The following is a 24,041-nucleotide window of genomic DNA, read 5'->3' on the forward strand; positions in this document are numbered from 1 at the left end:
GACGCGCTGATGCCCGAGACCCTCGACTTCGAAGAGCCCGTCGCCCTCCTCCTGAAGGAAGTCGAGGCGCTGCGTCGGATGCCGGAGACGCGCGACCGGTTGGCCTCGATCGAGCGGCTGGAGGCGCGCGCGCAGGAGCTGCGCGCCGAGATCTTCCGGTCGCTCGCGCCCTGGCAGCGCGTCCTCGTGGCGCGCCATCCGAATCGGCCCTGCATGCTCGACTACGTCGAACGGCTCTTCACCGAGTTCGTCGAGCTGCACGGCGACCGGCGCTTCGGCGACGACAAGGCGATCGTCACCGGCCTCGGGACGTTCCGCGGGACGCCCGTCGCCGTCATGGGCCATCAGAAGGGGCGGGACACGAAGCAGAAGATCGTCAGGAACTTCGGGTACGCGAAGCCCGAAGGCTACCGCAAGGCGCTGCGGCTCTGCGGCCTCGCCGAGAAGTTCCGCCGGCCGGTGATCGTCTTCGTCGACACGCCGGCCGCCTATCCGGGCATCGAGTCCGAAGAGCGCGGCGTCGCCGAAGCCATCGCCCTCAACCTTCGTGAGATGGCGATGCTCGATACGCCGATCGTGGTGGTCGTGATCGGCGAAGGGGGCAGCGGCGGCGCCTTGGGGCTGGCCGTCGGCGATCGCATCCTCATGCAGGAGTTCAGCATCTACAGCGTCATCCCGCCCGAGGGCTGCGCCGCGATCCTGTGGCGGGACAGCGCACGGAAGGTCGAAGCGGCCGAGGCCCTCAAGATCACGGCGCCCGATCTGCTCGATCTCGGGCTCATCGATGGGATCGTCGAGGAGCCGGTGGGCGGCGCGCACCAGGACTACGACGTCGCCGCGACGCTCGTGGGCGACGCTGTCGCGGCCGAGCTCGATCGGCTGGGCGATCTGACGCCCGCCGAGCGGCTCGACGCGCGCTATGCGAAGTTCCGCCGGATGGGGCAGCTCGGCCAGGCGTTCGAGGACGTCGGCGCGTCGCCGCGCCGCGCGGAGTGATGCTCCGGCGACGCTGGGAAGACGTGCCCGTCGAGGACGAGCGCGTCCTGACGATGGCCGCCGCGATCGGCGTGCCGGCGGTCATCGCGCGGCTGCTCTGTCAGCGCGGCTTCCACGATCCGGCCGAGGCGCATCGCTTCCTGCATCCCGAGCTCGACCAGCTCCACGATCCGTTCCGGCTGACGGGCATGCGCGCGGCGGTGGATCGGCTGCTCGGTGCCGCCGCCCGCGGTGAGCGCATCGGCATTCACGGCGACTACGACGTCGACGGCATGACCGCCACCGTGATCCTGCGCCGCGCGCTCGAGCTCGTCGGCGCCGACGTCGTGCACTTCGTGCCCAATCGTCATCGAGATGGCTATGGGCTGCAGTCGGCGACGATCGACCGGCTGCACGCGGCGGGCGCCCGCCTCATCGTGTCGGTGGACTGCGGCATTCGGGCGGCCGAGGCTGCTGCGCGTGCCCGTGATCTGGGGCTCGACCTCATCATCACCGATCATCACGAGCCGGGTGAGGCCCTGCCGCCGGCGCTCGCGATCCTCAATCCGAAGCGATCGGACTGTTCGTACCCCGACAAGCACCTGGCCGGCGCCGGCGTCGCGCTCAAGGTCGTGCAGGGGTTGCTGCTGGCCAGCGGGCGCGGGACAGACGTGCTGCCGCACTTCGTCAAGGTCGCCGCCATCGGCACCATGGCGGACGTGGTGCCGCTCGTCGGCGAGAACCGGATCATCGCGAGCTGCGGCTTGCGGAGCCTGTCGGCCGGGCGGCACAGCGCGGGCCTCGAAGCGCTGCTCGAGGAGAGCGGTCTGGCCGGCCGCGCGCTCGACAGCTTTCATGTCGGCTTCATGCTCGCGCCGCGGCTGAACGCCGCCGGCCGCATGCAGTCTCCCGACCTCGCCGTGGACCTGCTGCTCTTGCGCGGGCGGGACGATGACACCCGGAAACGCGCGCGGGAGCTCGCACGCCGGTTGTCGGAGGAGAACACGGCTCGACAGGAGCAGGAAGCCGCGATCCTGGCGGACGCCCGTCGTGCCATCGACGGCGATCCGTCGCTCGGCGGCCAGAACCTCCTGGTCGTCGCCGGCCATCAGTGGCATCGTGGGGTCATCGGGATCGTGGCGTCGAAGCTTGCGGAGCTGTATCACAAGCCGACGCTCGTGCTGTCGATCGATCAGGGCGTGGCCGTGGGATCGGCCCGCAGCATCCCCACCTTCGACCTGCTCGGCAGCCTCGATGCCTGCGCCGATCTGTTCGTCCGCTATGGCGGCCATCGACAGGCGGCCGGCGTGACGCTCGACGCCGACCGCATCGACGAGCTGCGGATGCGGCTGTGCGCGATGGCGAACGCTCGTCTGAGCCCGGAGGACCTCGTGCCTCGTCTTCGCATCGACGCGCCGTTGCGGCTGCGGGACATCTCGGGCGAGGTCGTGCGCGCGCTCGGCCGTCTCGGCCCGTTCGGCGCGGCGAATCCGAAGCCGGTGTTTCGCGCGGCGCCGGTCGATCTGGTCGCGCCGCCTCGGCGTCTGAAGGACCGCCACTTGTCGCTCTTCGTCAAGCAGGACGGGCGCGCGTTTCGCGCGATCGCCTGGCGAGCGGCGGATCGCGAGGACTACCTCTCCACCAACCGGTACGGCCTCGAGCTCGCGTACTCGCTGGACGAGAGCGAGTATCGAGGCGAGCGCGTCACCGAGCTGACGGTCGCCGACGTGCGCGTGCCCTTCGGAGCGCCCGCGTGAGGTGGCAGAAGCCGGCGCGCGTGATCGTCGCCGTCATCGGCCTCGGCACGGCGGCTGCCATCGTCCTGCTGACGAAGGACCGGCCGGCCGTTGCGCCGCAGGCGTCGACGACGCCTGCCGATCCGGCCGCGAGCTACCAGTCGGGCGCGGGCGAGACCGTGCGTCACGAGGGGAATCGGCTCGTGGCGCGGCTGGAGTACGGGCAGGTCCGCCGCTACGACGACCGGATGGAGTGGGACGACTTCGCGCTCGAGCTCGAAGACGGCGCGAGCCTGACCGCCCGCCGCGTGAAGGGCACGTTCGCTGGTGCGAATCGCGAGCAGCCGTCGGTCTTCACGGCCGAGGGGGATGTGCGATTCCGCTCGCCGGACGGCGCGGCGCTCGAAGGCGATGCCGGCACGTATGACGACACGAACGGGATGGCGTCCATCCCCGGACCGGCCACGATCACGCGCGGCCGCATGACGGGACGTGGCAGAGGCGGCACGTACGAACGCAATGCGGGCGCCTTCAAGCTGCTGGCCGAGGCGTCGCTGACGATCGCGCCCGAGGGCGGCGGCACGCCCATCGACGCCTCGGCCGGCACGATCACGGTCGTCGCGGGGGGCAGCACGCTGCTGCTGGAACAACGGGCGCGCATCGGGCGGGAGTCCGAGACGCTGACGGCGGATCGAGCCACCGTCTATCTGGCTGACGGCCAGCAACAGCTTCGGACGATCGAGCTTCGAGGTCATGCGCGCGTGCAGCCGGTGCCGGGCCGGACGTCCGACATGCCGGATCTACAAGCCCAGGATCTCGAGCTCGATTTCCATGAAGACGGGACCGCATTGCGGCGCGGTGCGCTCCATCGGCAGGCCGTGATGACGCAGCGTGGCGGTCAAGGGACGCGCGTGATCCGCGGCGAGGAAATCAGCTTCAGGATGGCGCCAGACGGCGCGACGCTGACGCGCCTCGACGCGTCGCAGCGTGTCTCGGTGACGCTGCCGCCCTCGGCGACGAATGCGGGCCGCACCATCACGGGCGCAACGCTCGCCGCGTCGGGCAGCGATCAGGCCGGATTGACCGCCGCGGTCTTCGACGGAGGCGTGGAGTTCACCGAGTCAGCGGGCGCGACGGCAGGGCGGCCGGCTTCCCGGCGTACCGGACGTTCGCAGCGGTTGTCGCTCGCCGTCAAGGGGCAGCTCGACATGATCGACGCGGCGCTCTTCGAGCGGGACGTGACGTTCAAGAGCCAGAACATGACCGGCACGGCCGATATCGGCGAGTATCGCGCCGGCCAGGCGGAGTTGGAGCTGCGGCCCGGCGGCGCGTCCGGCCGCCGGGCGCGCGTGGAGGACGGTCAGGTCATCGTCGAAGCGCTCGAGCGCATCGTCGTCGATCTGGACTCGAACGACCTCTATGCCAGGCGCGGTGTGACGACGGTGAGCCGGAGCGCCGGGGCTGGACGTCGCAGCGCCATGTTCGACGCGAGCCAGCCGCTCTACGGGACCGGTGCAGAGTTCTGGTACGAGGCCGGCGCCGAGCGATTTCGCTACGCGGGCGACGCTGCGGCCCGCGCGCAACTCAAGCAGAGCGACGACAGCTTCGTCCTCGGCCGGGACATCGTCTTCCTTCAGCCCGCCCAGGATCTCAGCGCGACAGGGCAGGTCGAGTCGGTATTCGCGATCGCGAGCGGCACGTCGACGACCTCGACGCGTTATCGCGCGACGGCGGCCACTTTTCATTACGAGGACGAGAAGCGTACGGTGACGTATACCGGCGCGCCGGCCACACTCAAGAGCCACGAGGACGAGACCGTGGCGGCGGAGATCGTGCTGACGCTGACCGGGGAGGGGCGCACGCTCGAGCGGCTGGAGGCGACCGGCAACGTTCGGACGAGCGTCGAGCAGGGGCGGCAGGCGCTGGGCGATCGGCTGCTCTACGACGCGGTCGCCGACGTCTATCGGCTGTGGGGCAAGCCGCTGACGTTGTGGACGCGCGATGCGGACGGCACCTGTACGAGCCAGACCGGCAACTTCGTGCGCATCGGCCGTGACGTCCGCGCGCCGGAGTTCCCGGTCGCCGACAATCCCGCGGGGGCGACGTCCACGTCCAAGCAGGCCTGTCCGGCCTTTCTGGCGGCCGGCAAGTGATGTCGGCATCGACGCTCAGGACTGAAGGCCTGACCAAGTCGTACGGCGGCCGTACGGTCGTGCGGAACGTGGACCTCGAGCTGTCGTCGGGCGAAGTCGTCGGCCTGCTCGGCCCGAACGGCGCCGGCAAGACGACGACGTTCGCCATGGTCGTCGGGCTGACCGGACCCGACGCGGGCCGCGTGCTCCTCGACGGGCAGGACGTCACGGCCGATCCGATGTACGTGCGCGCGCGCAAGGGCATCGGGTACCTGCCGCAGGAGCCGTCCGTCTTCCGAGGGTTGACGGTCCAGGAGAACATCCTGGCGATCCTGGAGACGCTGCCGCTCGACGCCGCGACGCGGCAAGCGCGGCTCAAGGAACTGCTGCAGGAACTGGGCTTGACGCCGCTCGCGCGCGCCAAGGCCTACACGCTCTCGGGTGGCGAGCGCCGGCGCGTCGAGATCACCCGCGCGCTCGTCAACCGGCCGAAGTTCATCCTGCTCGACGAGCCGTTCGCCGGCATCGATCCCATCGCCGTCGCCGACATCCAGAAGATTGTGGTACATCTCAAGGACCGGGGCATCGGCGTCCTCGTGACGGATCACAACGTGCGTGAGACGCTGAAGATGACCGATCGGGCGTACATCGTTCACGACGGCGTGATCTTCAGGAGCGGGACCCCGTCGGGCCTGGCCGCCGACGAGGACGTGAAGAGAATTTACCTCGGAGCGGAATTCCGGCTGGACTAAGATTGAGCTGACACCGACGAACGGCATCCATGGCGATTCAGCAGAAACTCCACGCGCGGCTCGTTCAGAAGCTCATCCTGACGCCGTCGCTGCAGCAGGCGATCAAGCTGCTGCCGATGACGACGATCGAGCTGTCCGAGCTGCTGAACCAGGAGATGACCGAGAATCCGCTCCTCGAAGAGGTGCCGGTCGAGGATCCCGCGCAGGACCTGCAAACGGCCGCCGATCAGCCCGAGCCGGAGAAGAAGGACGAGCGGAAAGACGACCCGTGGGACGACCAGGACTACGAGTACTTCTTCGGTGAGTACCTCGACGACGGCTATCGGCCGCGGCAGCCGCAGGAAGTCAAAGAGCTGCCGCCGATCGAGAACACGCTGTCGAGCAAGGGCTCGCTGGCCGATCATCTGATGTGGCAGCTCAGCCTGCAGGCGAGCGATCCCGAGATTCGCGAGATCGGCACGGCGATCGTCGGCAACATCGACGACGACGGCTATCTGGTGGCGTCGGTCAACGAGATTGCCGCGCTCGGCGACTGGGACGCCGCCGCCGTGGAACGCGCGCTCGAGCACGTGCAGGCGTTCGATCCGGTTGGCGTGGGCGCGCGCGATCTGCAAGAGTGTCTGCTGCTGCAGATCAAGCACCTCGGTCTCGCCGGCTCGCCGGTCGAAACCATCATCCGGGACCATCTCCGTCTCCTGCAGAATCACAAGATCCCGGAGCTCGCGCGCGTGCTCGGCATGGAGCCGGAGGAAGTCAAACAGCACATCGAGGTCATCAAGCGGCTCGATCCGAAGCCGGGATCCCGCTACAGTCCGACCGACTCGCAGTACGTGATTCCGGACGTCTACGTCATCAAGACCGACGACGGGTATCGTGCCGTGCTGAACGAGGACGGCCTCCCGCAGTTGCGGATCAGCCCGGTCTACCGCCGGCTGCTCGACAAGGGCGGGGAAGTCTCCGACGAGACGCGGGCCTACGTGAAGGACAAGTTCCGTGCGGCGCTGTGGCTCCTGAAGTCCGTGGACCAGCGGCAGAAGACGATTCTCAAGGTCGCGACGAGCCTCATCAACTTCCAGCGCGCGTTCCTCGACCACGGCATCGAGCACCTCCGCCCGCTGGTGCTGCGCGACGTGGCGAACGACATCGGCATGCACGAATCGACCGTCTCGCGCGTCGTGAACAACAAGTACATGCACACGCCGCAGGGCGTGTACGAGCTGAAGTTCTTCTTCCACAGCGGGATCAGCAGCTCCTACGGCGAGAACGTGTCGTCGGTCACGATCAAGCAGCGCATCAAGAAGATCGTCGGCGCCGAGGACGTCCGCCGTCCGCTGAGCGACTCGAAGATCATGAGCATCCTGCAGAAGGAGGGGCTCGTGCTGGCGCGCCGCACCATCGCCAAGTACCGCGAGGAACTGAAGATCCCGACGTCCAATCAGCGCAAGATGCTCTACTGATCGACCCGCAGCGGCAGACACATGACGTTCACGATTACCGGCCGGCACCTGAAGGTGTCCGAGCCCGCCCGGACAGAAATCCGTCAGAAGATGCGCGCGCTCGAGCGCGTGCTGAACGACAACGCCGTGTCCGCGACCTGCGTGCTCCTGCAGGAGCGGCAGATGGTCGTCTGCGAGCTGAGCGTGCACGCGCGCGGAGGCCACCGGCTGCACGCGGTCGGCCGCCACGCGCTCGTCGTCGGCGCCGCGGCCGCCGCCGTGGACAAGCTCGTGCCCCAAGCCAGGCGGCTCACGGAGCGCTGGAAGGCCAAGCGTCGTGATCGCACCGCGCAGCCGGTGGCCGAGAAGCCGGCGCCTGAGCCGGCGTTGCCGCCGGTGACCGTGCCGAAGGTCGTCCGCTCGCGCGGCTACACCGCGCGGCCGCTGACCGTCGCGGACGCGGCGCTCGAGCTGGCGTCGAGCCAGGCGCCGGTGCTCGTGTTCCGTCACGCGACGTCCGACAGCCTCGCCGTGCTCTTCCGCCGTGCAGACGGCGCGTTCGGACTGATCGAGACGACCGGCGTCTGATATGGCCCGGGCAGCGACCGCCGCGACCCGCCGGCGGGCGCCGGCAATCGCCAGACGCCGCCCGTCGCCCAAGGCGGCCGGGCCGCGCGCGTCGTTCGTGGTCGTGACCGGCCTGTCTGGCGCGGGCAAGTCTCACGCCATCCGTGCGCTCGAGGACCTCGGTTATCTCTGCGTCGACAACCTGCCGGTTGCACTCGTGCCGACGTTCGCGGACCTGACGCTGCACGCGCCCGAAGGCGAACGGCGCGCGGCGGTCGTCATCGATGTCCGCGAGGGCCAGGGCCTCTCGAGGTTCCCGGCGCTCTACCGCCAACTGAAGCGTTCGGCCCCAGGCGCCGTGCGGCTCGTGTTCCTCGACGCGGCCGAGAGCGCGCTCTTGCGCCGCTTCAGCGAGACGCGCCGCCCGCATCCGTTGGCGCTCAACCGGACCGTAGCCGAGGGCCTCGCGGAAGAGCGCCGCCTGCTCGAGCCGATTCGCCGGCTCGCCGACCAGGTGCTCGACACGAGCAGCCTCACCGTCCACGAGCTGCGACGCCGGATCCGGGAAACGGTCGGCGGCACGCGCACGATCTCGCCGCTCGTCGTCACGGTGCTGAGCTTCGGGTTCCGCCACGGTGTGCCCGAGGATGCCGATCTCGTCTTCGACGTGCGTTTCCTGCCGAACCCGCACTTCGTGCGGGCGCTGCGGCCGCGCACCGGCCGTCATGCCGGCGTGAGGCAGTACGTGCTCGAGACGCCGCAAAGCCGCCGGTTCCTGCGGCTCACGGTCGACCTGCTGCGATTCCTGATTCCGCAGTACATCCACGAGGGCAAGGCCTACCTCACGATCGCCGTCGGGTGCACCGGCGGCCGCCACCGATCGGTCGCGATCGCCGAGGCGATCGTCGGGCGGCTCAAGCATCTGCGCGGCACGCAGTTTCGCGTGCGGCACCGCGACGTCGACGAGAGCTGACGCCGCCATCGATTCACAGGAGCCGGAGATGGACAATGTCGTACGGGTCGAGAAGCCGTGGGGCTACGAGCTGCGCTGGGCGAAGACCGACCGCTATGTCGGCAAGATCATCCACATCGACAAGGGGCACGCCCTGAGCCTGCAGTACCACAACGTGAAGGACGAGACGATCTACCTCTGGTCCGGCAGGATGCTGTTCGAGCTCGACGTGAACGGGACGCTGACCAGACGGGAGATGTCGCCCGGCGACTGCGTGCACGTCACGCCGCCGACGATCCACCGCATGACGGCGATCGAGGACTGCGACGTGTTCGAGGTCTCCACGCCCGAACTCGACGACGTCGTTCGGCTCGAGGATCGTTACGGCAGGGGCGACCGATAAGTCGAATCAGCGGGGCACCGGATCATCGGGATGTCGACGATCCGATGTCCCGATCCTTCGATGCGATGATCCGATATCCCGATGCTAGAAGGGAATGTCGTCGTCGCTCGGCGCGTCGATCGGCGCTTCCGGCTCGTGATCGGCCGTCGCACCACCGTGCTGACGCTCGCGCGATCCGCGGCCCATGCCGCCGCCCGTGCCGCCCCCACCGCTGCTGAGCAGCACGACGCGGTCTGCGCGGATCTCGGTCGTGCGTGCCTGCTTGCCGTCCTTGTCGGTCCACTCGCGCGTCTGAATCCGCCCCTCGACGTAGATCTGCTTGCCCTTCGTCAGGTACTCGTGGAGCGACTCGGCCGTCTTTCCCCAGATGACGACGCGATGCCACTGGGTGTCCTCTTTCTTCTGGCCTTCCCGATCCGTGTAGCGCTCCGTCGTGGCCAGACTCACGGTCGCGACCGGCGTGCCGCCGGCGGTGAAGCGCATCTCGGCGTCGCGGCCGAGGTTGCCCACGAGGATTGCCTTGTTCACACTGCCCATGAGGGTGTCTGCTCCTGAAACGGTCTGATGGCTAGCGTCCGCTCGCCGGCGCGACGAGCTTCTGCTGGGCGAGCGCCGCGGCGGACGTGCCCGGATACTGCTTCACGATGAGCTCGAACAGCCGTCGCGCCTCGGTGCGCTGCCCGAGCTCGAGGTAGCACAGCCCCTTCATGTACTGCGCCTCGGGCACTTCCGGCGCCGTCTTGTACGTGCCGATGAGCTTGTCGTACGCCGCGATCGCCTCTTTCAGCGCGCGCTTCTGCCGATACGACTCGCCGATCCAGAACTGCGCCTCGGCCGCCTGCGGCGCGTCCGGAAACTTCTCGACGAATTCGGTGAAGCCTTCGATCGCGCTGTCGATGCGGTTGCTGACGTAATCGGCCTTCGCCGCGTCGAACAGCCGCGTCGGTGATTCCGGAACGCGCGCGGTGCCGAGCGCGCTCGACGATGAAGGCACGCCGGGCGCGGGCGATCCGTCCGGGTTGACGATCGGCGGAGGCGGTTGAAGGAGGCTGACGAGGGTGTTGAGCTGTTCGGCCACCGACGTCAGACCCGTTCGCAGCGACGGCAGCTCCTGCATGAGCTGTGTCACGCGTACGCTGTTGTCGTCGAGTTTCTCGCGGACCGTGTTGACGGTCGTGGACACGTTGTTGATGAGCACCTGCAGGTCGGCGAACTGCTTCTGGCCGGCCGCCGCCTGGTCGTCGAGGCGTTTCGCGAGCGCCCGCAACTGCTCGGCCTGCTGATTGTTGGCCAACTGCAGCCTGGCGACCTGCTCCTGCAGGATCCGCAGGTCTGCGCTCATCTGCTGGTCCTGGCGGCTCTGGGCCCCGCCGGGCACCGGGAGGCACAACAGCACGGCGAGAACAAGCACTCGTGTTCGCATGTCGCGTCCTTCCTACTTCGACGTCAGCATGAAATGCGCTCGCCGGTTCTGCGACCAGGCGGATTCGGTGTGGCCGGGATCGAACGGAAACTCGTTGCCGTAGCTCACCGTGCGGATCCGATCCGGACCGACGCCGAGCGACACGAGATAGGTCTTGGCCGCCAGCGCCCGCCGATCCCCCAGCGCCAGATTGTATTCGGCCGTGCCGCGTTCATCACAGTGGCCTTCGATCGTGACGACCCAGGTGGGATAGGTCTTCAGGAGCGCCGCGTTGGTTTCGAGCGCCTGTTTGGCCTCCGGCGTCAGCTCGTCGCTGTCGTATTTGAACAACACTGCCTTGAGCGGAGAATCAGGACCGTTGATCACGTCGAGCGGCTGCGCATCCCACGGCAGGAGCGGCGTCGAGGCGATCGGCGTATCGGCCAGGGGCACGGGTGAGACCGCTGGCGGCGGGCCGGGCGCGGGCGGCACCGGTCCGGCGGAGGGAAACGCGGCGGGAGCCGACGGCGGCGCTGCGGTGGTGGCAGGCTGACGTTTGCCGCCGCAGGCCGCCGCGAGAGCGATCAGGACGACCGCCAGGAATTTCGGGCTCGACGCACTCATGATGCTGTCCTTCGCCCGGTCATCGGGAGATCGGCTGCCAGTTCGGATAGGTGTTGTTGCCGGCCTCGGTGACCTGTCGCAGGTTCTCGCCCGTGCGATCGATCGTGGCGATGTGCTGACGTCCCCAGCGCGTCGTGACGAACGCGATGTGCCGTCCGTTGGGAGCGACTGCCGGGCTCTCGTTCGATCCGACGCCGTCGGTGAGCACCTTCACGCCGGGATTCGCGAAGTCGTAGATGGCGACGTCGTGCCCCGGCCCGGCCCCCACCGTGAAGGCGATGAAGTTCAACGACGACCACGTCGGACGATCGACCTGCTCCGAGACGATCCGCTGCACGCCGGTTCCGGTGGCGTTCATGATGTAGAGCTGATTGACGCCGGCGCGGTTCGACGTGAAGGCGATCTGTGCGCCGTTCGGCGACCACGTCGGCGCCCCGTCGTCACTGGACGGGCTGTTCGTGATGTTCTGGAGTCCCGTGCCGTCCCGATTGACGACGTAGATCTCGACGTTGCCCGAGCGAGGGGAAGCAAAGGCGAGCCGTGTGCCGTCGGGCGACCACGCCGGCGTCCAGTTGGACGTGGCCACGTTCGACGCCGTAGGCCGGGCCGGACGGCCAGGCTGCGCGAGATTGGCCACGTAGATGTCCGGCAGGCCAGATTGCCACGACACGTACGAGAGAAGGTTGCCAGCCGCTGACCAGGCCGGGCAGCAGTTCAGCGATCCGTTGACGGTCACGCGCATCGGGTTCGCGCCGTCGTAGTCCGAGATGTAGATCTCCTTGCTGGCGGCGGCCGTCTGGCTCGGGCGCCCCGCCACGCGGCTGCCATGGCGGTCGGAGGCGAACGCGATCTTGGTGCGGGCGACGCCGTCCAGGCCGCGGACCTGTTTGTGCACGTCGTCGGCGATGGCATGGGCGCAGCCGCGCGGGTTCTGCGCGCGGCAGTTCGGATACCGCGCGCCGAACGTCTGCCGGCCGCGGGCGTCGCCCTTGACGGTGATCAGCCGGATGTCGACCACGAGATCAGCGCCGTTACGGGAGACGCTGCCGTGGAGCACGGCGTCGGCGCCGAGCTCCGCCCAGCGCTCGTAGGGAATCGCTTCGGGCGGCGTCGACGGGATCGATGTGGAGGAGGCGCGCGGGATCATGTAGAACTCGCGCTCGAACTGCAGATCCCTCCAGAGCACGTCCGCGATGGTCCGGCTGATCGTGGCCAATTCGGCGTCGTTCGTCGTGCTGAGGAAGTCCGGCACCCCGACGCGCGGGTGATAGGCCGGGTTCGACATCACGATCGTCACCTCGGACTGCTGGTTCTGTCCGAGCGGCACGGGCGACAGCGCAACGTCGTTGGGACGAGCCAAGGCGACCACCGTGCCGCCGAGCACGGCCACCGCTGCAGTCACGCGGAGTGGAAGTCTCGCTTTCATCAACGCCCCTCGTAGGGAAACACCATGCGAATCGTGAGCACGCTGCCAGTGTAGGCCGGCGGCAGCGGCAATGGAGGGAGGTCCGTGATGGCCGCTCTCGAGATCCGATCGAGGATGCTGCTGCCGCTGCTCCTGGCGACCTCCACGCTCGAGACGCGTCCGCCGCGGTCGATGGTGAATCGGACTTCCGCCGTGCCACGTTCAGGCTGGTCCTTGCGCCAGGTCTCGTAGACCTTGCCAATCAAGAGCTGCAGGTACTCCGGACAGCAGAAACTGCTCAAGTCGGTCTCGCCGCCGGTTCCGCCACCACCGAACGTCAGGCCAGCCCCCTGCCCGCGCGCCCCGGTATCGACAGGGGTGTTGCCCTGCGTCACCTGCTGACCGGTCGTCGGCGGACGCGCCGGTACCGGTTCGGGCTTCCGAGTCTCAGACGGCTTCGTGGCTGGCGGCGTTGGCTTGGGGACGATGGCCGGCGGGGCCGGGGGAGTCGGGCGCACGGGTTCGGCCCGCCGCGGTGGCGGCGCGGCCTGCTCGACGGTGCGCCCGCCGATGCTCGTCGTGCCGGTGGACCGCGGACCCGGCGTGCCGCCGAGGGTGATGGTCAACGGCTGCTTCGGGGGCGCCGCGATCCAGTCTCGTGGCAGAAAGACGAGCGCGAGCACGATCCCGACGTGAACGGCAATCGACCAGCCGAGCATCCGGTTCAGGCCTCGAATGTCCTGAGGGGACGGACGGAGCGCCGGATGTGCGGCCGTGTTCATCGGGTGTCGCTCGTGGCCGGCTGTGTCTGGATGCTGGCGTTCTCCACGCCGCCGGCGTTCAGCTCGTCGAGCACCATCGACAGGTCGGACAGCGTCAGCGCGCCGTCTCCAGCGACGATGACGCGTTTCGATCCGCGGGCGTCGATGGCCTGACGGATGCGCTCCGCGAGGACGTTGAAGCTGACGAACTCGTCGCCGATCTGCACGCGCCGATCGGTCCGGAAGCTTCGCGGCACCGTGACGGTGATGGGAGCGGTGACGGCGCGAGATTGCCGTGACTGCGGCAGGTTCACGGGAAACCCCTGCTGCATCATCGGTGCCGCGACCATGAAGATCACGAGGAGCACCAGCATGACGTCGACGAGCGGCACCACGTTGATCTCGGCGAGCGCGGTCGAGACGCGGGCCCCGCGCGCGCGCCGTCCGCCCCGGGAGGCGCTCGTGACCATCGGCTCGAGTCTGGGCATGATCGGTCCTACCGCAGCCGGCCGCGTTACTTGAAGTTCCGCTCGGCGATGGTCAGGAACTCCATGGAGAAGTCGTCCATCTCGTTGGCGAACTTCTTCACGGAGCTCGTGATGTCGTTGTAGAAGTAGACGGCCGGAATGGCCGCGAACAACCCGGCGCCGGTGGCGACGAGGGCTTCGGAAATCGGCTGGGACACCACCGCCAGGCTCGTTGAACCCGCCCCGGCGATACCCTGGAACGCGGTCATGATGCCCCACACGGTGCCGAACAGACCGATGTACGGCGTGATCGACGCCGTCGTTGCGAGAAACGACACGCGGTACTCGAGCTTGGAGATCTCGGCCGCCGATGCGCGCAGCAGGGCACGATCGACGGCGTCGAGGCTCTTCAATGTTGGACGCGACGTGCTCTCGGCCGGCCGGCCGGCTTCCGGGGCGCCGCGCAACTGCGCGTTCAGTTCCGCATAGCCCGACTGGAACAGCCCGACGAGCGGGCTCGCCGGAAGGCTGGGGCACACGGCTTGCACTTCCGAGAATCGAGAGCTCTTGCGGAACACTTCGAGGAACTTCGTGGTCTGTGCCGTCGCGCGGCGAAGCTGCCGCTGCTTGAACACCACGATGCCCCACGAGATGGCGGAGAACAGCAGCAGCGTCGCGAGGACGACCTTCACCATCCAGTCGGCGTTCGCGACGAGTGAGATGATGTCGGTTCGGGGAGCCGCTTCGGCCGGGTTTGGGACGCCTTGATCCTGCAGGGCCAGGATCAACAATCCAAGCACGCGCAACACGCCCTCCACTTCACGTGGTGATTGCGCCGCTGGGAACAGCGCGGACTTCGAGAGGGTAGCACTTCGGCCGAGGGCTGTCAAAGGTCTGATATCATGGGAGTTCCGGTTTCGACATGCTTCGCTTCCTGAGCGTCCGCCACCTGGCGGTGATCGATCGCCTCGAAGTGGAGTTCGAATCCGGCCTCAACCTGCTGACCGGCGAGACGGGAGCAGGCAAGTCGGTGCTCGTCGAAGCCATCGATCTGCTGGTCGGAGGACGCGCCAGCGCCGATCTCGTCCGCACCGGCGAGGACACCGCGACGGTTCAGGCCGTCTTCGAGCGGCCGGATGGCCGGGAGCTCATCGTGCGCCGCGAGGTCTCCAGCCAGGGCCGCAGCCGCGCATTCATCGATGACGCGCTCGCGACGTCGGCGGCGTTGAAGGAGCTCGGCCAGCAGTTCGTCGATCTCCATGGGCAGCACGAGCATCAGACGCTGCTCGATCCTGCGGAACACCTCGGGTACCTCGACGCGTTCCTCGGCCGCCCCGACCTGACCGCCGCGGCGGCGACGACCTTCGCGGCGTGGCGTCAGGCTTCGTCTGCGCTCGATCGATCGCGGCTCGATGATCGCGAGAAGCGTGCGCGGACCGACGTGGCTGCGTTCCAGCTCCAGGAAATCGATCGCGCAGCACCGAAGGCATCGGAAGATGACGATCTGAGCGCCGAGCAGGTGATGCTCGCGAACGCCGATCGGCTGGCACGCCTGTCGGCCGAGGCATACTCGGCGCTCTACGAGGGGGAATCGGCCGCGTTGTCCTCGCTGGCCCTCGTCTGGAAACGGCTGGCCGATCTCGCCGCCTATGATCCGCGGTTTGCGAAGTACCTCGACGAGCGCGCGGCGCTGAAGTCGAGCCTGGAAGATCTCGCGTTCTTCTTGCGCTCCTATGCGTCGGACCTCGACACGTCGCCCGATCGTCTGCAGGCCGTGGAGGACCGGCTGGCGGCGCTCGAACGGCTGAAGCGCAAGTACGGGCCGACGCTCGACGACGTGCTGCGGCGCAGGGAGGCACTGGCCGACGAGCTGACGGCACTCGGCGCCGGAGAGGGCCGCGTCGCGGAGCTCGAGGCGAACGCGACCGCCGCGGCGGCCGCCTTCCGAACCGCCGCCGGATCGTTCTCCGCGGCGAGACGTGAAGCCGCGGTTGCGCTCGGAAGCGCCCTCGAGCGCGCGCTCGCCGATCTCGCGATGCCTCAATCGCGCGTGCACGTGCGGGTGAGCACCGTGGATCGCGAGGATCACTGGGCCGAGACCGGGATGGACAAGGTCGAGCTGTTTCTGTCGGCGAATCCCGGCGAGGAGCCGCGGCCGCTGGCGCGCATTGCATCCGGCGGTGAGCTGTCGCGCATCATGCTCGCCCTTCGCGTCCTCGTCGACAGCAGTCCAGGCGGCCGCACGCTCGTATTCGACGAGGTCGATGCCGGGATCGGTGGCGCGGCCGCCGATGCCGTCGGTGCGAGGCTGCAGGCGCTCGGCGAGCGCCATCAGGTGCTCTGCATCACGCACCTGCCCCAGATTGCCGCGCGGGCTGGGACGCATTTCCAGATCGCCAAGCAGGTCCGCCACGGCAGGACGACGACCACCGTGACCAGGCTCGACCGGCAGGGACGAGAGCTCGAGATCGCGCGGATGATCGCGGGTGCCGAGGTGTCGCCCCGTCTGCTGTCGTCCGCGCGGGAGCTCATCGCGGCCAGAGGCGAAAGCGAAGACAAGTCAAAAGCGAAAGTCGACCGGGCGAAAGCGAAAGGGCAGAAGCGTGGCGCGTAGGTACTTCATCGAGACGTTCGGTTGTCAGATGAACGTCCACGATTCCGAGCGCCTGTCCGGGCTGCTCGAACGCGACGGCTACGAGCCTTCGTCCGATCTCGCCTCCGCCGATCTCGTCGTTGTCAATACCTGCAGCGTACGTGAACGGGCGGAGGACAAGCTGTACGCCGCGCTCGGAGGCATCAAACACGCCGCCGAGGCGCGAGGCACCAAGCCGACTATCGCCGTCACCGGGTGCGTCGCCCAGCAGGAAGGTGCACGCATTCAGGCTCGGGCACCGTTCGTCGACGTGGTCATGGGTCCGCAGCAGCTCGACGCCGTGCCGGATGTGCTTCGCCAGGTGCGCGACGCCGGCCGCGCCTCAGTGAGGCCGGATCTCGAAACCGATGTTTCCTTCCCGCTGGGCGTCGTCCGCCGCGGCGACCCGGTCCGCGCGCTCGTGACGGTCATCGAGGGCTGTAACGAGTACTGCGCCTTCTGCGTCGTGCCGTACACGAGGGGACATGAGCGCATGCGTCCGGTCCACGACATCGTCGCCGAAGTCGAGGAGGCGGCCAGTTCTGGCCGTGTCGAGGTCGTGTTGCTGGGCCAGATCGTCAACCACTACCGGGCGCCCGACGATCCTGACTGCGACTTCCCTGAGCTCCTCCGGCGCGTGAGCGCCGTCGCGGGTATCGACCGGGTGCGCTTTGCCAGCCCTCATCCCCGGCACGTCACGCCAAGGCTGATCGCCACGCTGCGCGACCTGCCCGCCGTGTGCAAGCACCTGCACCTGCCCGTGCAATCCGGTTCGGATCGAATCCTCGAGCGCATGCGTCGCCGGCACACCCGCGCCGACTACCTTTCGTGGGTCGACTCCGCCAGGGCTGCCATCCCCGATATCGACCTGTCCACCGACCTCATCGTCGGCTTCCCCGGCGAAACCGACGAAGACTTCGACCTGACCCTGGATCTCGTCCGTCGAGTTCGGTATCAGGCGATCTTCTCGTTCAAGTACTCGGTGCGGCCGAACACGCTCGCCTCGAAGCGGATGCCGGACGACGTGCCGGAAGCGGAGAAGACGCGTCGGATCATGGTGCTGCAGGCCCTGCAGCGCGAGATACAGACCGAAGGCTTCGCGCGCCATGTCGGTCGCCGACATCGGGTCCTCGTCGACACCATCTCCGACAAGCGCCCGGGCGAGCTGGGCGGCCGCACGTCCGGCAACGCGGTCGTCACCTTCAGCGGCCCCAGCGATTGGCTCGGGCGCATCGTCGACGTTCGCATCACCGCGTCGACCCCCTATGGCCTGCGCGGCGAGGCTATGGGTTCAGCAGTCTGAGGTTTGGTCATGTTGCACGAGATGTTCATCAAAGGGCTGATGATCGATCCGGTCCAGAACGTGCCGATCGTCATCCTCCGCGACGCAGCCGGCGAGCGGGTTCTGCCAATCTGGGTCGGCCCGGTCGAAGCCAACGCGATCGCCCTGCAAATCGAAAACACGGCTCCGGCGCGGCCGATGACCCACGATCTCTTGCGCGATGTGATCGGCGATCTCGGCGCCACGCTCCAGCGTGTCGTCATCGCCGACCTGCGCGGCGCGACGTTCTTCGCGTATTTGGAGCTCGAGCGGGACGGCGAGCGGCTCTACATCGACGCGAGGCCGAGCGACGCGATCGCGCTGGCGATGCGCGCCAAGGCCAGGCTCTTCGTCCACGCGAAGGTTCTGGATCAGGTGAGGAGCGTCGACGTTTCGTCCGAGCGCGCCGACCACGAGCAGTTGCAGCGATGGCTCGAAAGCCTCGATCCGGAGGACCTGGGCTACAAGATGTAGTGCTGTTTTCTTGACAGACCCCAAGCGCCTTCCTACAATGGCCCTGCTTCGACCCTCCTTATCCGACCGTCAGAAGGCACTGCATGATCATTGCGATCGCCAACCAGAAGGGCGGCGTCGGCAAGACCACCACAGCGATTAACCTCGCGGCCGCGCTGGCACTTCGCAACAAACGCACGCTGCTCATCGACCTCGACCCGCAAGGCAACAGCACCATGTCTTACCTCGATCTCGCCCAGGTCGAGCGTTCGATGTACGACGCCTTTGTCGATCCCCACGTCTCCGTTGCGGACGTCGTCAAACCCTCCACCCAGGAGAACCTGTGGGTGGCCCCAGCGAGGATCTCGTTGGCCAAGCTCGAAGCGCGGCTGGTCGGCGAGCTCGACTCGCATTTCAAGCTGAAGGACCAGCTCGCGAGGCTGACGCCGGCCTTCGACGCCGTGGTGATCGACTGTCCGCCCGCCCTGGGGCTGCTGACCGTCAACGCGCTCGTGGCGGCGACGCACCTGCTCATCCCCATCCAGTCGTCGTACTTCGCGCTCGAGGGAACGGACGATTTGCTCGAGACGATCGAGAAAGTGCGCAGCCGCGCAAACCCCTCGCTCAAGATTCTCGGCGTCGTGATCACGATGCACGATCGGCGGACCGCGTTGGCGCGCGATATTCGCACTCAGATCGACAAGGTCTTCGGCACCAAGGTCTTTCGGACCGTGATCACCAAGAGCGTCCGTCTGGAAGAGAGCCCGGCCTACAAGGAATCCATCTTTCAGTTCGCGCCAGAGTCCTCTGGCGCGAGCGAGTACTACCGTCTCTGCGAGGAGGTCATGGATCGTGTCTAAGCGCGGTCTTCCGATGACGTTGAAGATGCGACACGACGAGCACTACGTCGAGGCGCTCGCGAGCTCGGCAGGGTCACCGATCGGCCGGCTCGTGCCGATCGACCGGGTGGATCCCAACCCCGACCAGCCTCGTCAGGTCATGGGTGACCTGTCCGAGCTGATGTCCTCGATCGCCGAGAAAGGGATCATCGAGCCGCTCGTGGTTCGCCAGCGAGGTGAGCGGTACCAGATCGTCGCAGGTGAACGCCGATACCAGGCCGCCGTGCGTGTCGGCCTGCGCGAGCTACCCGTAGTGATCCGCGACGTGGATGATGGGGAAGTGATCGAGCTGGCGCTCGTCGAGAACCTCCAGCGAAAGGACTTGAGCCCGTTCGAGGAAGCGGAGGCGATGGCGAGCCTCGCGGGTCGTGCTGGTTACACACACGAGGAGCTCGCCAAGAAGCTGGGCAAGTCGCGAACCTCGATCACCGAGTCGCTGGCGCTCTCCGAGATGCCCAGCGAGGTCCGCCACCTTTGTCGGCTCGCCGACATTACCTCTAAGTCATTGCTTCTCCAGATAGTTAGGCAACAGTCTCCTGAGAAAATGATCGCCTTCGTCGAAGAGTTGACCCGCAATGGCGGCCAGGGCGTGACGAGAGATCGGGCGAGACAGGTGGCCTCGGCCGGCGTGCCGAAACGCGGCCGACCGAAGGCGTTCATCTTCCAGTACAGGCCCCAATCCAAGCACTTCAATCTGAAGCTGCAATTCCGGAAAGCCGATGTCGACCGGGGCGAGGTCATCGAAGCGCTCGAGGGCATCCTTGCCGAGCTCAAGGCAAACGCTTAGCGCATTCATCCGGCTGCATGGGTATCCAAGAAAGGTCCGGCGAGTTCGTCTGACTGCGTGGGCCGACTTGAGGCCGAAGCGGCGGATGAGGCCCGGTCTAAGAAGCTTCTAGGACAGAGGGTCGGTGCGATGTCTTATTCGCCGGCAGCCAGGGGGCTTTGGCGCGCCTGACGTCTTGGTCGGCGTCGAGCCCGCCGCCGGATCTGTGATGTTAGTCAACATAACACTTCTTATCAGACCTTAACGATATCGTTCGAAAGACCGGCCTGTGGATGTTCTGTGCGGCTGTCTGGCCCCGCCGACGTTCGAGCCTGAGGCGCGTGCTATCGTGGCGCTGACGTGAAGACCCTGGACCGATACGTCCTCCGCGAGACCCTCGGCCCGCTGTCTCTGGCCCTCGGCCTGTTCACGTTCCTGTTCGCCGTCCGGCCGATGCTCGATCACGCCCAGGCGCTGCTCGCCAAGGGGATCGAGCTGCCCACGGTCGCGTTCCTCCTGATGCTGCTGCTGCCGCAGGCGCTGGGCATCACGATTCCGATGGCCTTCATGGCCAGCGTCCTGATGGCCCTCGGCCGGCTCTCCGGCGACCGTGAGGGCGTGGCGCTGCTGGCGTGTGGCGTGAGCCCCTTGCGCCTGCTCCGGCCGCTCATGCTCCTCGCGGTGGTTGCCGGGCTCGCCAACTTCTACACGCTCACGCGCCTCGTGCCCGACTCGAACCAGCGGTTCCGGGAGGAGACCTTCAGGCTGCTGGTTCGCCAGAGCGAGGGCGACATCAAGCCTGGCGTCTTCTACCAGGGCTTTCCGGGCAAGATGCTGTACGTCCGGGAGCGCCTGCAGAACGGCGCCGGGTGGGCTGGCGTGGTGCTCGCCGACGTGAGCCAGCCGAGCGCACCGGTTCTGACCGTGGCGGATCGCGGTCGCCTGGAGATCGATCCCGACGAGCGGCAGGTCGCCATCGTGTTGCCAGGCCTCTCCTATCGCTACATCGCCGGGCGGCAGGATGGCGTCTACGACACGGCGACGGCCCAGGATCTCCGGTTCGCCGTGCCCGCGGACTCCGTCTTCCCCGACGGCAACCTGTCAGTGGTCCGCGGCCGAACGGAGATGGGGATCGCCGATCTTCGCGCCGAGGAGGTCCGGAAACGTGACGCCGGGCTGTCGCCGCACAACGAGATCATGCAGCGCCACCAGATGTTCTCGTTCCCGGTGGCCTGCGCCGTGTTCGCGGTGATCGGTCTCGCGCTCGGCCTGCACACGCGCAAAGATGGCAAGCTCGGCGGCTTCACGCTCGGCATCGCCGTCATCTGCGCCTACTACGGCGTGATGGCGCTGTTCGAGAACCTCACCAAGGGTGGCAAGTTCCCCGCCGAATGGGCGCGCTGGATGCCGAACGTCGTGCTCGCCATCGTCGGCATCCTGGCCCTGTGGCTTCGTACCCGATCCGCCGGCCGCGAAATGGCCCTGACGCTGCCCCGACTCCGGTGGCCCCTCCGTTCCGGTCGGACCGCCGCCGCGCCGCCGCGCATCGTCATCGTCGTCAGGCTGCCGGCCTGGCACCTGCCGAGACCGAGGCTGCTCGACCTCTACGTCGGCCGCCGATATCTCAACGTCGTCGCGGTGTCGTTTCTGGGCCTGCTGGCCTTCTATTACATCGGGACGTTCATCGACAAGTCGGAACGGCTCTTCAAGGGCCAGGCGGATGCGTGGATGCTCGTCCAGTACTTCTACTACTCGACGCCGCAGTTCATCGCGTATGTCATGCCGATGGCCATTCTGCTCGCGGTGCTCGCCACGATTGGCGGGCTGATGCGTTCGGGCGAGCTGGTGGTCATGCGCTCGTGCGGCGTGAGCCTGTACCGGGCCGCCATGCCCCTCGTCGTGCTGGCGTTCGTGTGGGGCGCCGGGCTGTTCCTGCTGGACGATCGGGTGTTGGCGCACGCCAACCGGCGAGCGGAGACGCTGGAGGAGACGATCAAGGGCAACCCGCCGCGGATCGCCGCCTCCATCCAGCACGCGAACTGGCTGCTCGATTCGAAGCGCCGCATCTACTACTACACGGCCTTCGACTCGCCCCGGCAAGTCCTCTACGGGCTGTCGGTGTTCGAGACCACCGACGATCCATTCCAGCTCGCCAGCCATGCGTGGGTCACGAAGGCGACCTACACGAGGCAAGGCTGGCGCGCCGAACAGGGCTGGGTTCAGCGGTTCGCGGGCGCCGACCGCTCCGTGCGCGAGACGTTCCACGATCGCGTGCTGAACCTGGATCCGCCCTCGCGCTTTCCCGGCCTGCTCAACCAGGATGTCGAGCTGATGACGTACGGGGAGCTACGGCGTCAGGTCAGGGAGCTCGCGCAGAGCGGCTTGACGCTCGCCGACTCGCAGGTGCGGCTGCAGTCGCGCGTCGCGTTCCCGTTCGTGGCCGTCGTCATGACGCTGCTGGGGATCCCGTTCGGTGCGACGACCGGCCGCCGCGGTGCCCTGTACGGTGTCGGCGTCGCAGTGATCCTGGGATCCGTCTACTGGATGATGGACACGTTCTTCCTTGCGGTGGGCCAAGCCGCGCTGCTGCCGGCGGCCTTGGCCGCCTGGGCCGCCAACATCCTGTTTCTCGCGGCCGCCGCCTACCTGACGCTCACCGTTCGGACGTGACCGGTGGCGTGCCGACGCCGACGTCGCTGATCCGAAGCGTGCCGCTCGCACCCGTGAGCGTGTTGAGCGTGTCGACCACGAACAGCAGCGACTGCACGCGCGCGACGACCGGGCGTCGACTGGTCGGGGCGTCCGCCGGTTCGAACTCCTCCAGCGGCACGCGGATCGGGCGAGGTATCCGGTCCACGAACACCGAGCGCCGCCACCGTTGGCCGCCGAGGGCGTCCGGCGTCCTGATCTGCACGGACACGCGCATCGGCCGATCGGCGCTGGCGACGAATTCGATCCGGTCGATGCCGATGTCGGCCGGCACGCTCCGCACGAGTGCGGCGTACTGACCTCGCGGCGTGCCGGGCCCCAGCGAGAACGTGAAGCGAAGTCCCATGGGTTCCCGAGCGACCGTGCCGGCCGACGACGGTTCACGCTCCACGGTCCACACCGACGGGTCCAGCGACAACGACACGACTTCCCCATCCGGTGTCGGCTCCGGTGCCTGGTTCGGGGGAATCGGCGCGGCGATGACGATCGGGTTGGAGACGAGCCACGGGGCACTCCTGCCAGGGAGCGAGACCTCTACGCGATAGACTCCGGGTGTCGCGTCCGTGTGTTCCACCGATCCGACGCCTTGGGCGACCAGCCGGCCTTGGCGCAGGATCGCGATCCGCGCTCCGGGGTCACCCGTGATGCTCGCCCGGAATGTCAGCGGCTGACCCGCGTCGACGCGGCTGCCCATCGTGACCCGCGTGTCGCCGGCGCGCGCGGAGAACTGGAGTGCGGCAGGATCGGCGAAGCCGCGCACGATCGAGTACGACCGTCCCGCGGCGATCGCGCGCAGCAGGCGGCCGGCGTCCGCGATCGGATCGCCCGAGAACGGCGCGTCGAGGTCGACCACCTGCGCGAGCGTTCGGAACATCAGCACATAGCCAGGGAACGGCAACCCGCGCGGCCGTGGCTCGCGGCCGCCGCGCCAGGCGATGTTGGCATGGGCGTCGAGGGCGGCGATTCCGAACATCGGGCGTCGGGCGGCTTCGGCGTCCCAACGGGCCAGCGTCCGCCCGGGCCTCGAGAACAACGCGGCCATCGCGGCCGGTCCCCGGATCATGCCGTGGAGTGCCGTGCCGAGCAGGTCGAGCACGCCCTCGTCGCGCCATTCGGAATCGACGTTGATCCACTCCAGGCCGTCGGCGGTTGCTGCGCCGGCCTGCCATCGCAACTGCGGATTCGGCGAATCCGGATGCGCGAGCACGGCGACGCCGCCCATGCGGTGAACGTCTTCCAGCACATCAGGGGCGCTCCCGGCGATCGGGTACGGCGACGCGGCCCCGAGGCCGAGCGCGACGACATGACCCGCGGTCGTGTTGATCTCGAGTCCATCGATGCTCAACACGCCATGGCGGTACGTCGGAGGATCGGGCGGCCGTGTGCCATCGCCGTGATCGGTCAGGATGACGAACGACAATCCGGCCCCAGCTGCCGCCGCCGCGATGGAGTCGGGATCGCCCGTGCCGTCCGATCGTGACGTGTGCACGTGATAGGCGCCCATCGCCATCGTGCGCGGCAGGTCGGGTTCGAGGCGGATGGCCGCTGGCGGAAGCGTGAGGATGACGGCGAGCGCCACGACGGCGGCGATGCCGGCCGTCGTGGCGAACACGAAACGAAGAGAGCCGTGCACGGCAGAGACCGTGCGT

Annotated in this window: 22 protein-coding genes; 14 read left to right on the top strand and 8 right to left on the bottom strand. The window is 67.8% G+C overall.

What is annotated here, in order from left to right; genetic code table 11:
* The first annotated feature begins 9 nt into the window (after positions 1-9).
* From IT184_03305 to IT184_03340, 8 genes are read left to right on the top strand one after another with little or no spacing between them, the layout of a single operon-like run.
* Positions 10-996, top strand: a complete 987-nt coding sequence (locus IT184_03305) for an acetyl-CoA carboxylase carboxyltransferase subunit alpha (GenBank protein ID MCC7007819.1) — start codon at positions 10-12, stop codon at positions 994-996.
* A complete protein-coding gene (recJ, locus tag IT184_03310; protein MCC7007820.1) occupies positions 996-2,732 on the top strand; it encodes a single-stranded-DNA-specific exonuclease RecJ in 1,737 nt (578 codons plus the stop codon). Before IT184_03305 ends, recJ begins: the two co-directional genes overlap by 1 nt.
* The gene (locus IT184_03315) at positions 2,729-4,864 is read left to right on the top strand and encodes a hypothetical protein (GenBank protein ID MCC7007821.1); all 2,136 of its coding nucleotides are present in this window, start codon (positions 2,729-2,731) and stop codon (positions 4,862-4,864) included. Before recJ ends, IT184_03315 begins: the two co-directional genes overlap by 4 nt.
* Entirely contained in the window at positions 4,864-5,595 is a 732-nt protein-coding gene (lptB, locus tag IT184_03320; GenBank protein ID MCC7007822.1) for an LPS export ABC transporter ATP-binding protein, read from the top strand. The genes IT184_03315 and lptB overlap by 1 nt, the downstream gene beginning before the upstream one ends.
* A gap of 29 nt (positions 5,596-5,624) precedes the next feature.
* Positions 5,625-7,052 carry an RNA polymerase factor sigma-54 gene (gene rpoN / locus IT184_03325; protein MCC7007823.1) on the top strand — a complete coding sequence of 476 codons (1,428 nt, stop codon included), beginning with the start codon at positions 5,625-5,627 and terminating at the stop codon, positions 7,050-7,052.
* 21 nt (positions 7,053-7,073) lie between these two features.
* Positions 7,074-7,619: an HPF/RaiA family ribosome-associated protein gene (locus IT184_03330; protein ID MCC7007824.1), complete on the top strand. Its 546-nt coding sequence runs from the start codon at positions 7,074-7,076 to the stop codon at positions 7,617-7,619.
* Position 7,620: 1 nt separating this feature from the next.
* Positions 7,621-8,571, top strand: coding sequence for an RNase adapter RapZ (gene rapZ, locus IT184_03335; GenBank protein MCC7007825.1), 951 nt, complete (start codon positions 7,621-7,623; stop codon positions 8,569-8,571).
* A 28-nt stretch (positions 8,572-8,599) separates the two neighbouring features.
* Positions 8,600-8,953, top strand: a complete 354-nt coding sequence (locus IT184_03340) for a cupin domain-containing protein (protein MCC7007826.1) — start codon at positions 8,600-8,602, stop codon at positions 8,951-8,953.
* Between the two features lie 84 nt (positions 8,954-9,037).
* Here the strand turns inward: IT184_03340 and IT184_03345 are convergent, their stop codons facing one another.
* Genes IT184_03345 through IT184_03375 form a run of 7 tightly spaced genes read right to left on the bottom strand, consistent with a single transcriptional unit; the run spans position 9,038 to position 14,421 of the window.
* On the bottom strand, positions 9,038-9,490 hold the full coding sequence (locus IT184_03345; GenBank protein MCC7007827.1) for a single-stranded DNA-binding protein: 453 nt from the start codon (positions 9,488-9,490) through the stop codon (positions 9,038-9,040).
* Positions 9,491-9,521: 31 nt separating this feature from the next.
* Entirely contained in the window at positions 9,522-10,376 is an 855-nt protein-coding gene (ybgF, locus tag IT184_03350; GenBank protein ID MCC7007828.1) for a tol-pal system protein YbgF, read from the bottom strand.
* A gap of 12 nt (positions 10,377-10,388) precedes the next feature.
* Positions 10,389-10,979, bottom strand: a complete 591-nt coding sequence (gene pal / locus IT184_03355) for a peptidoglycan-associated lipoprotein Pal (GenBank protein ID MCC7007829.1) — start codon at positions 10,977-10,979, stop codon at positions 10,389-10,391.
* Between the two features lie 19 nt (positions 10,980-10,998).
* Positions 10,999-12,405: a PD40 domain-containing protein gene (locus IT184_03360; protein MCC7007830.1), complete on the bottom strand. Its 1,407-nt coding sequence runs from the start codon at positions 12,403-12,405 to the stop codon at positions 10,999-11,001.
* Positions 12,405-13,166 carry a TonB family protein gene (locus IT184_03365; GenBank protein MCC7007831.1) on the bottom strand — a complete coding sequence of 254 codons (762 nt, stop codon included), beginning with the start codon at positions 13,164-13,166 and terminating at the stop codon, positions 12,405-12,407. The genes IT184_03360 and IT184_03365 overlap by 1 nt, the downstream gene beginning before the upstream one ends.
* Positions 13,163-13,633, bottom strand: coding sequence for a biopolymer transporter ExbD (locus IT184_03370; protein ID MCC7007832.1), 471 nt, complete (start codon positions 13,631-13,633; stop codon positions 13,163-13,165). Before IT184_03370 ends, IT184_03365 begins: the two co-directional genes overlap by 4 nt.
* Before the next feature lie 26 nt (positions 13,634-13,659).
* A complete protein-coding gene (locus IT184_03375) occupies positions 13,660-14,421 on the bottom strand; it encodes a MotA/TolQ/ExbB proton channel family protein (GenBank protein MCC7007833.1) in 762 nt (253 codons plus the stop codon).
* Positions 14,422-14,534: 113 nt separating this feature from the next.
* Between IT184_03375 and recN the strand changes: the two genes are divergently transcribed.
* The 6 genes from recN to IT184_03405 all read left to right on the top strand — a co-directional run bounded on the left by recN (position 14,535) and on the right by IT184_03405 (position 22,353).
* Positions 14,535-16,226 carry a DNA repair protein RecN gene (gene recN, locus IT184_03380; protein MCC7007834.1) on the top strand — a complete coding sequence of 564 codons (1,692 nt, stop codon included), beginning with the start codon at positions 14,535-14,537 and terminating at the stop codon, positions 16,224-16,226.
* A 28-nt stretch (positions 16,227-16,254) separates the two neighbouring features.
* Positions 16,255-17,547 (top strand): tRNA (N6-isopentenyl adenosine(37)-C2)-methylthiotransferase MiaB, encoded by a 1,293-nt coding sequence (gene miaB, locus IT184_03385; GenBank protein ID MCC7007835.1) that lies wholly within the window; start codon positions 16,255-16,257, stop codon positions 17,545-17,547.
* Positions 17,548-17,556: 9 nt separating this feature from the next.
* The gene (locus IT184_03390; protein MCC7007836.1) at positions 17,557-18,039 is read left to right on the top strand and encodes a bifunctional nuclease family protein; all 483 of its coding nucleotides are present in this window, start codon (positions 17,557-17,559) and stop codon (positions 18,037-18,039) included.
* Positions 18,040-18,122: 83 nt separating this feature from the next.
* Entirely contained in the window at positions 18,123-18,878 is a 756-nt protein-coding gene (locus tag IT184_03395; protein ID MCC7007837.1) for a ParA family protein, read from the top strand.
* Between the two features lie 13 nt (positions 18,879-18,891).
* A complete protein-coding gene (locus IT184_03400) occupies positions 18,892-19,704 on the top strand; it encodes a ParB/RepB/Spo0J family partition protein (GenBank protein MCC7007838.1) in 813 nt (270 codons plus the stop codon).
* Positions 19,705-20,043: 339 nt separating this feature from the next.
* Positions 20,044-22,353, top strand: coding sequence for an LptF/LptG family permease (locus IT184_03405; GenBank protein MCC7007839.1), 2,310 nt, complete (start codon positions 20,044-20,046; stop codon positions 22,351-22,353).
* Here IT184_03405 and IT184_03410 read toward each other — a convergent pair.
* Positions 22,337-24,004: a CehA/McbA family metallohydrolase gene (locus tag IT184_03410; protein MCC7007840.1), complete on the bottom strand. Its 1,668-nt coding sequence runs from the start codon at positions 24,002-24,004 to the stop codon at positions 22,337-22,339. The genes IT184_03405 and IT184_03410 overlap by 17 nt on opposite strands.
* Positions 24,005-24,041 lie beyond the last annotated feature (37 nt).

Source organism: Acidobacteriota bacterium (assembly GCA_020853395.1).
In the GTDB taxonomy this organism is placed as follows: Bacteria; Acidobacteriota; Vicinamibacteria; order Vicinamibacterales; family SCN-69-37; genus JADYYY01.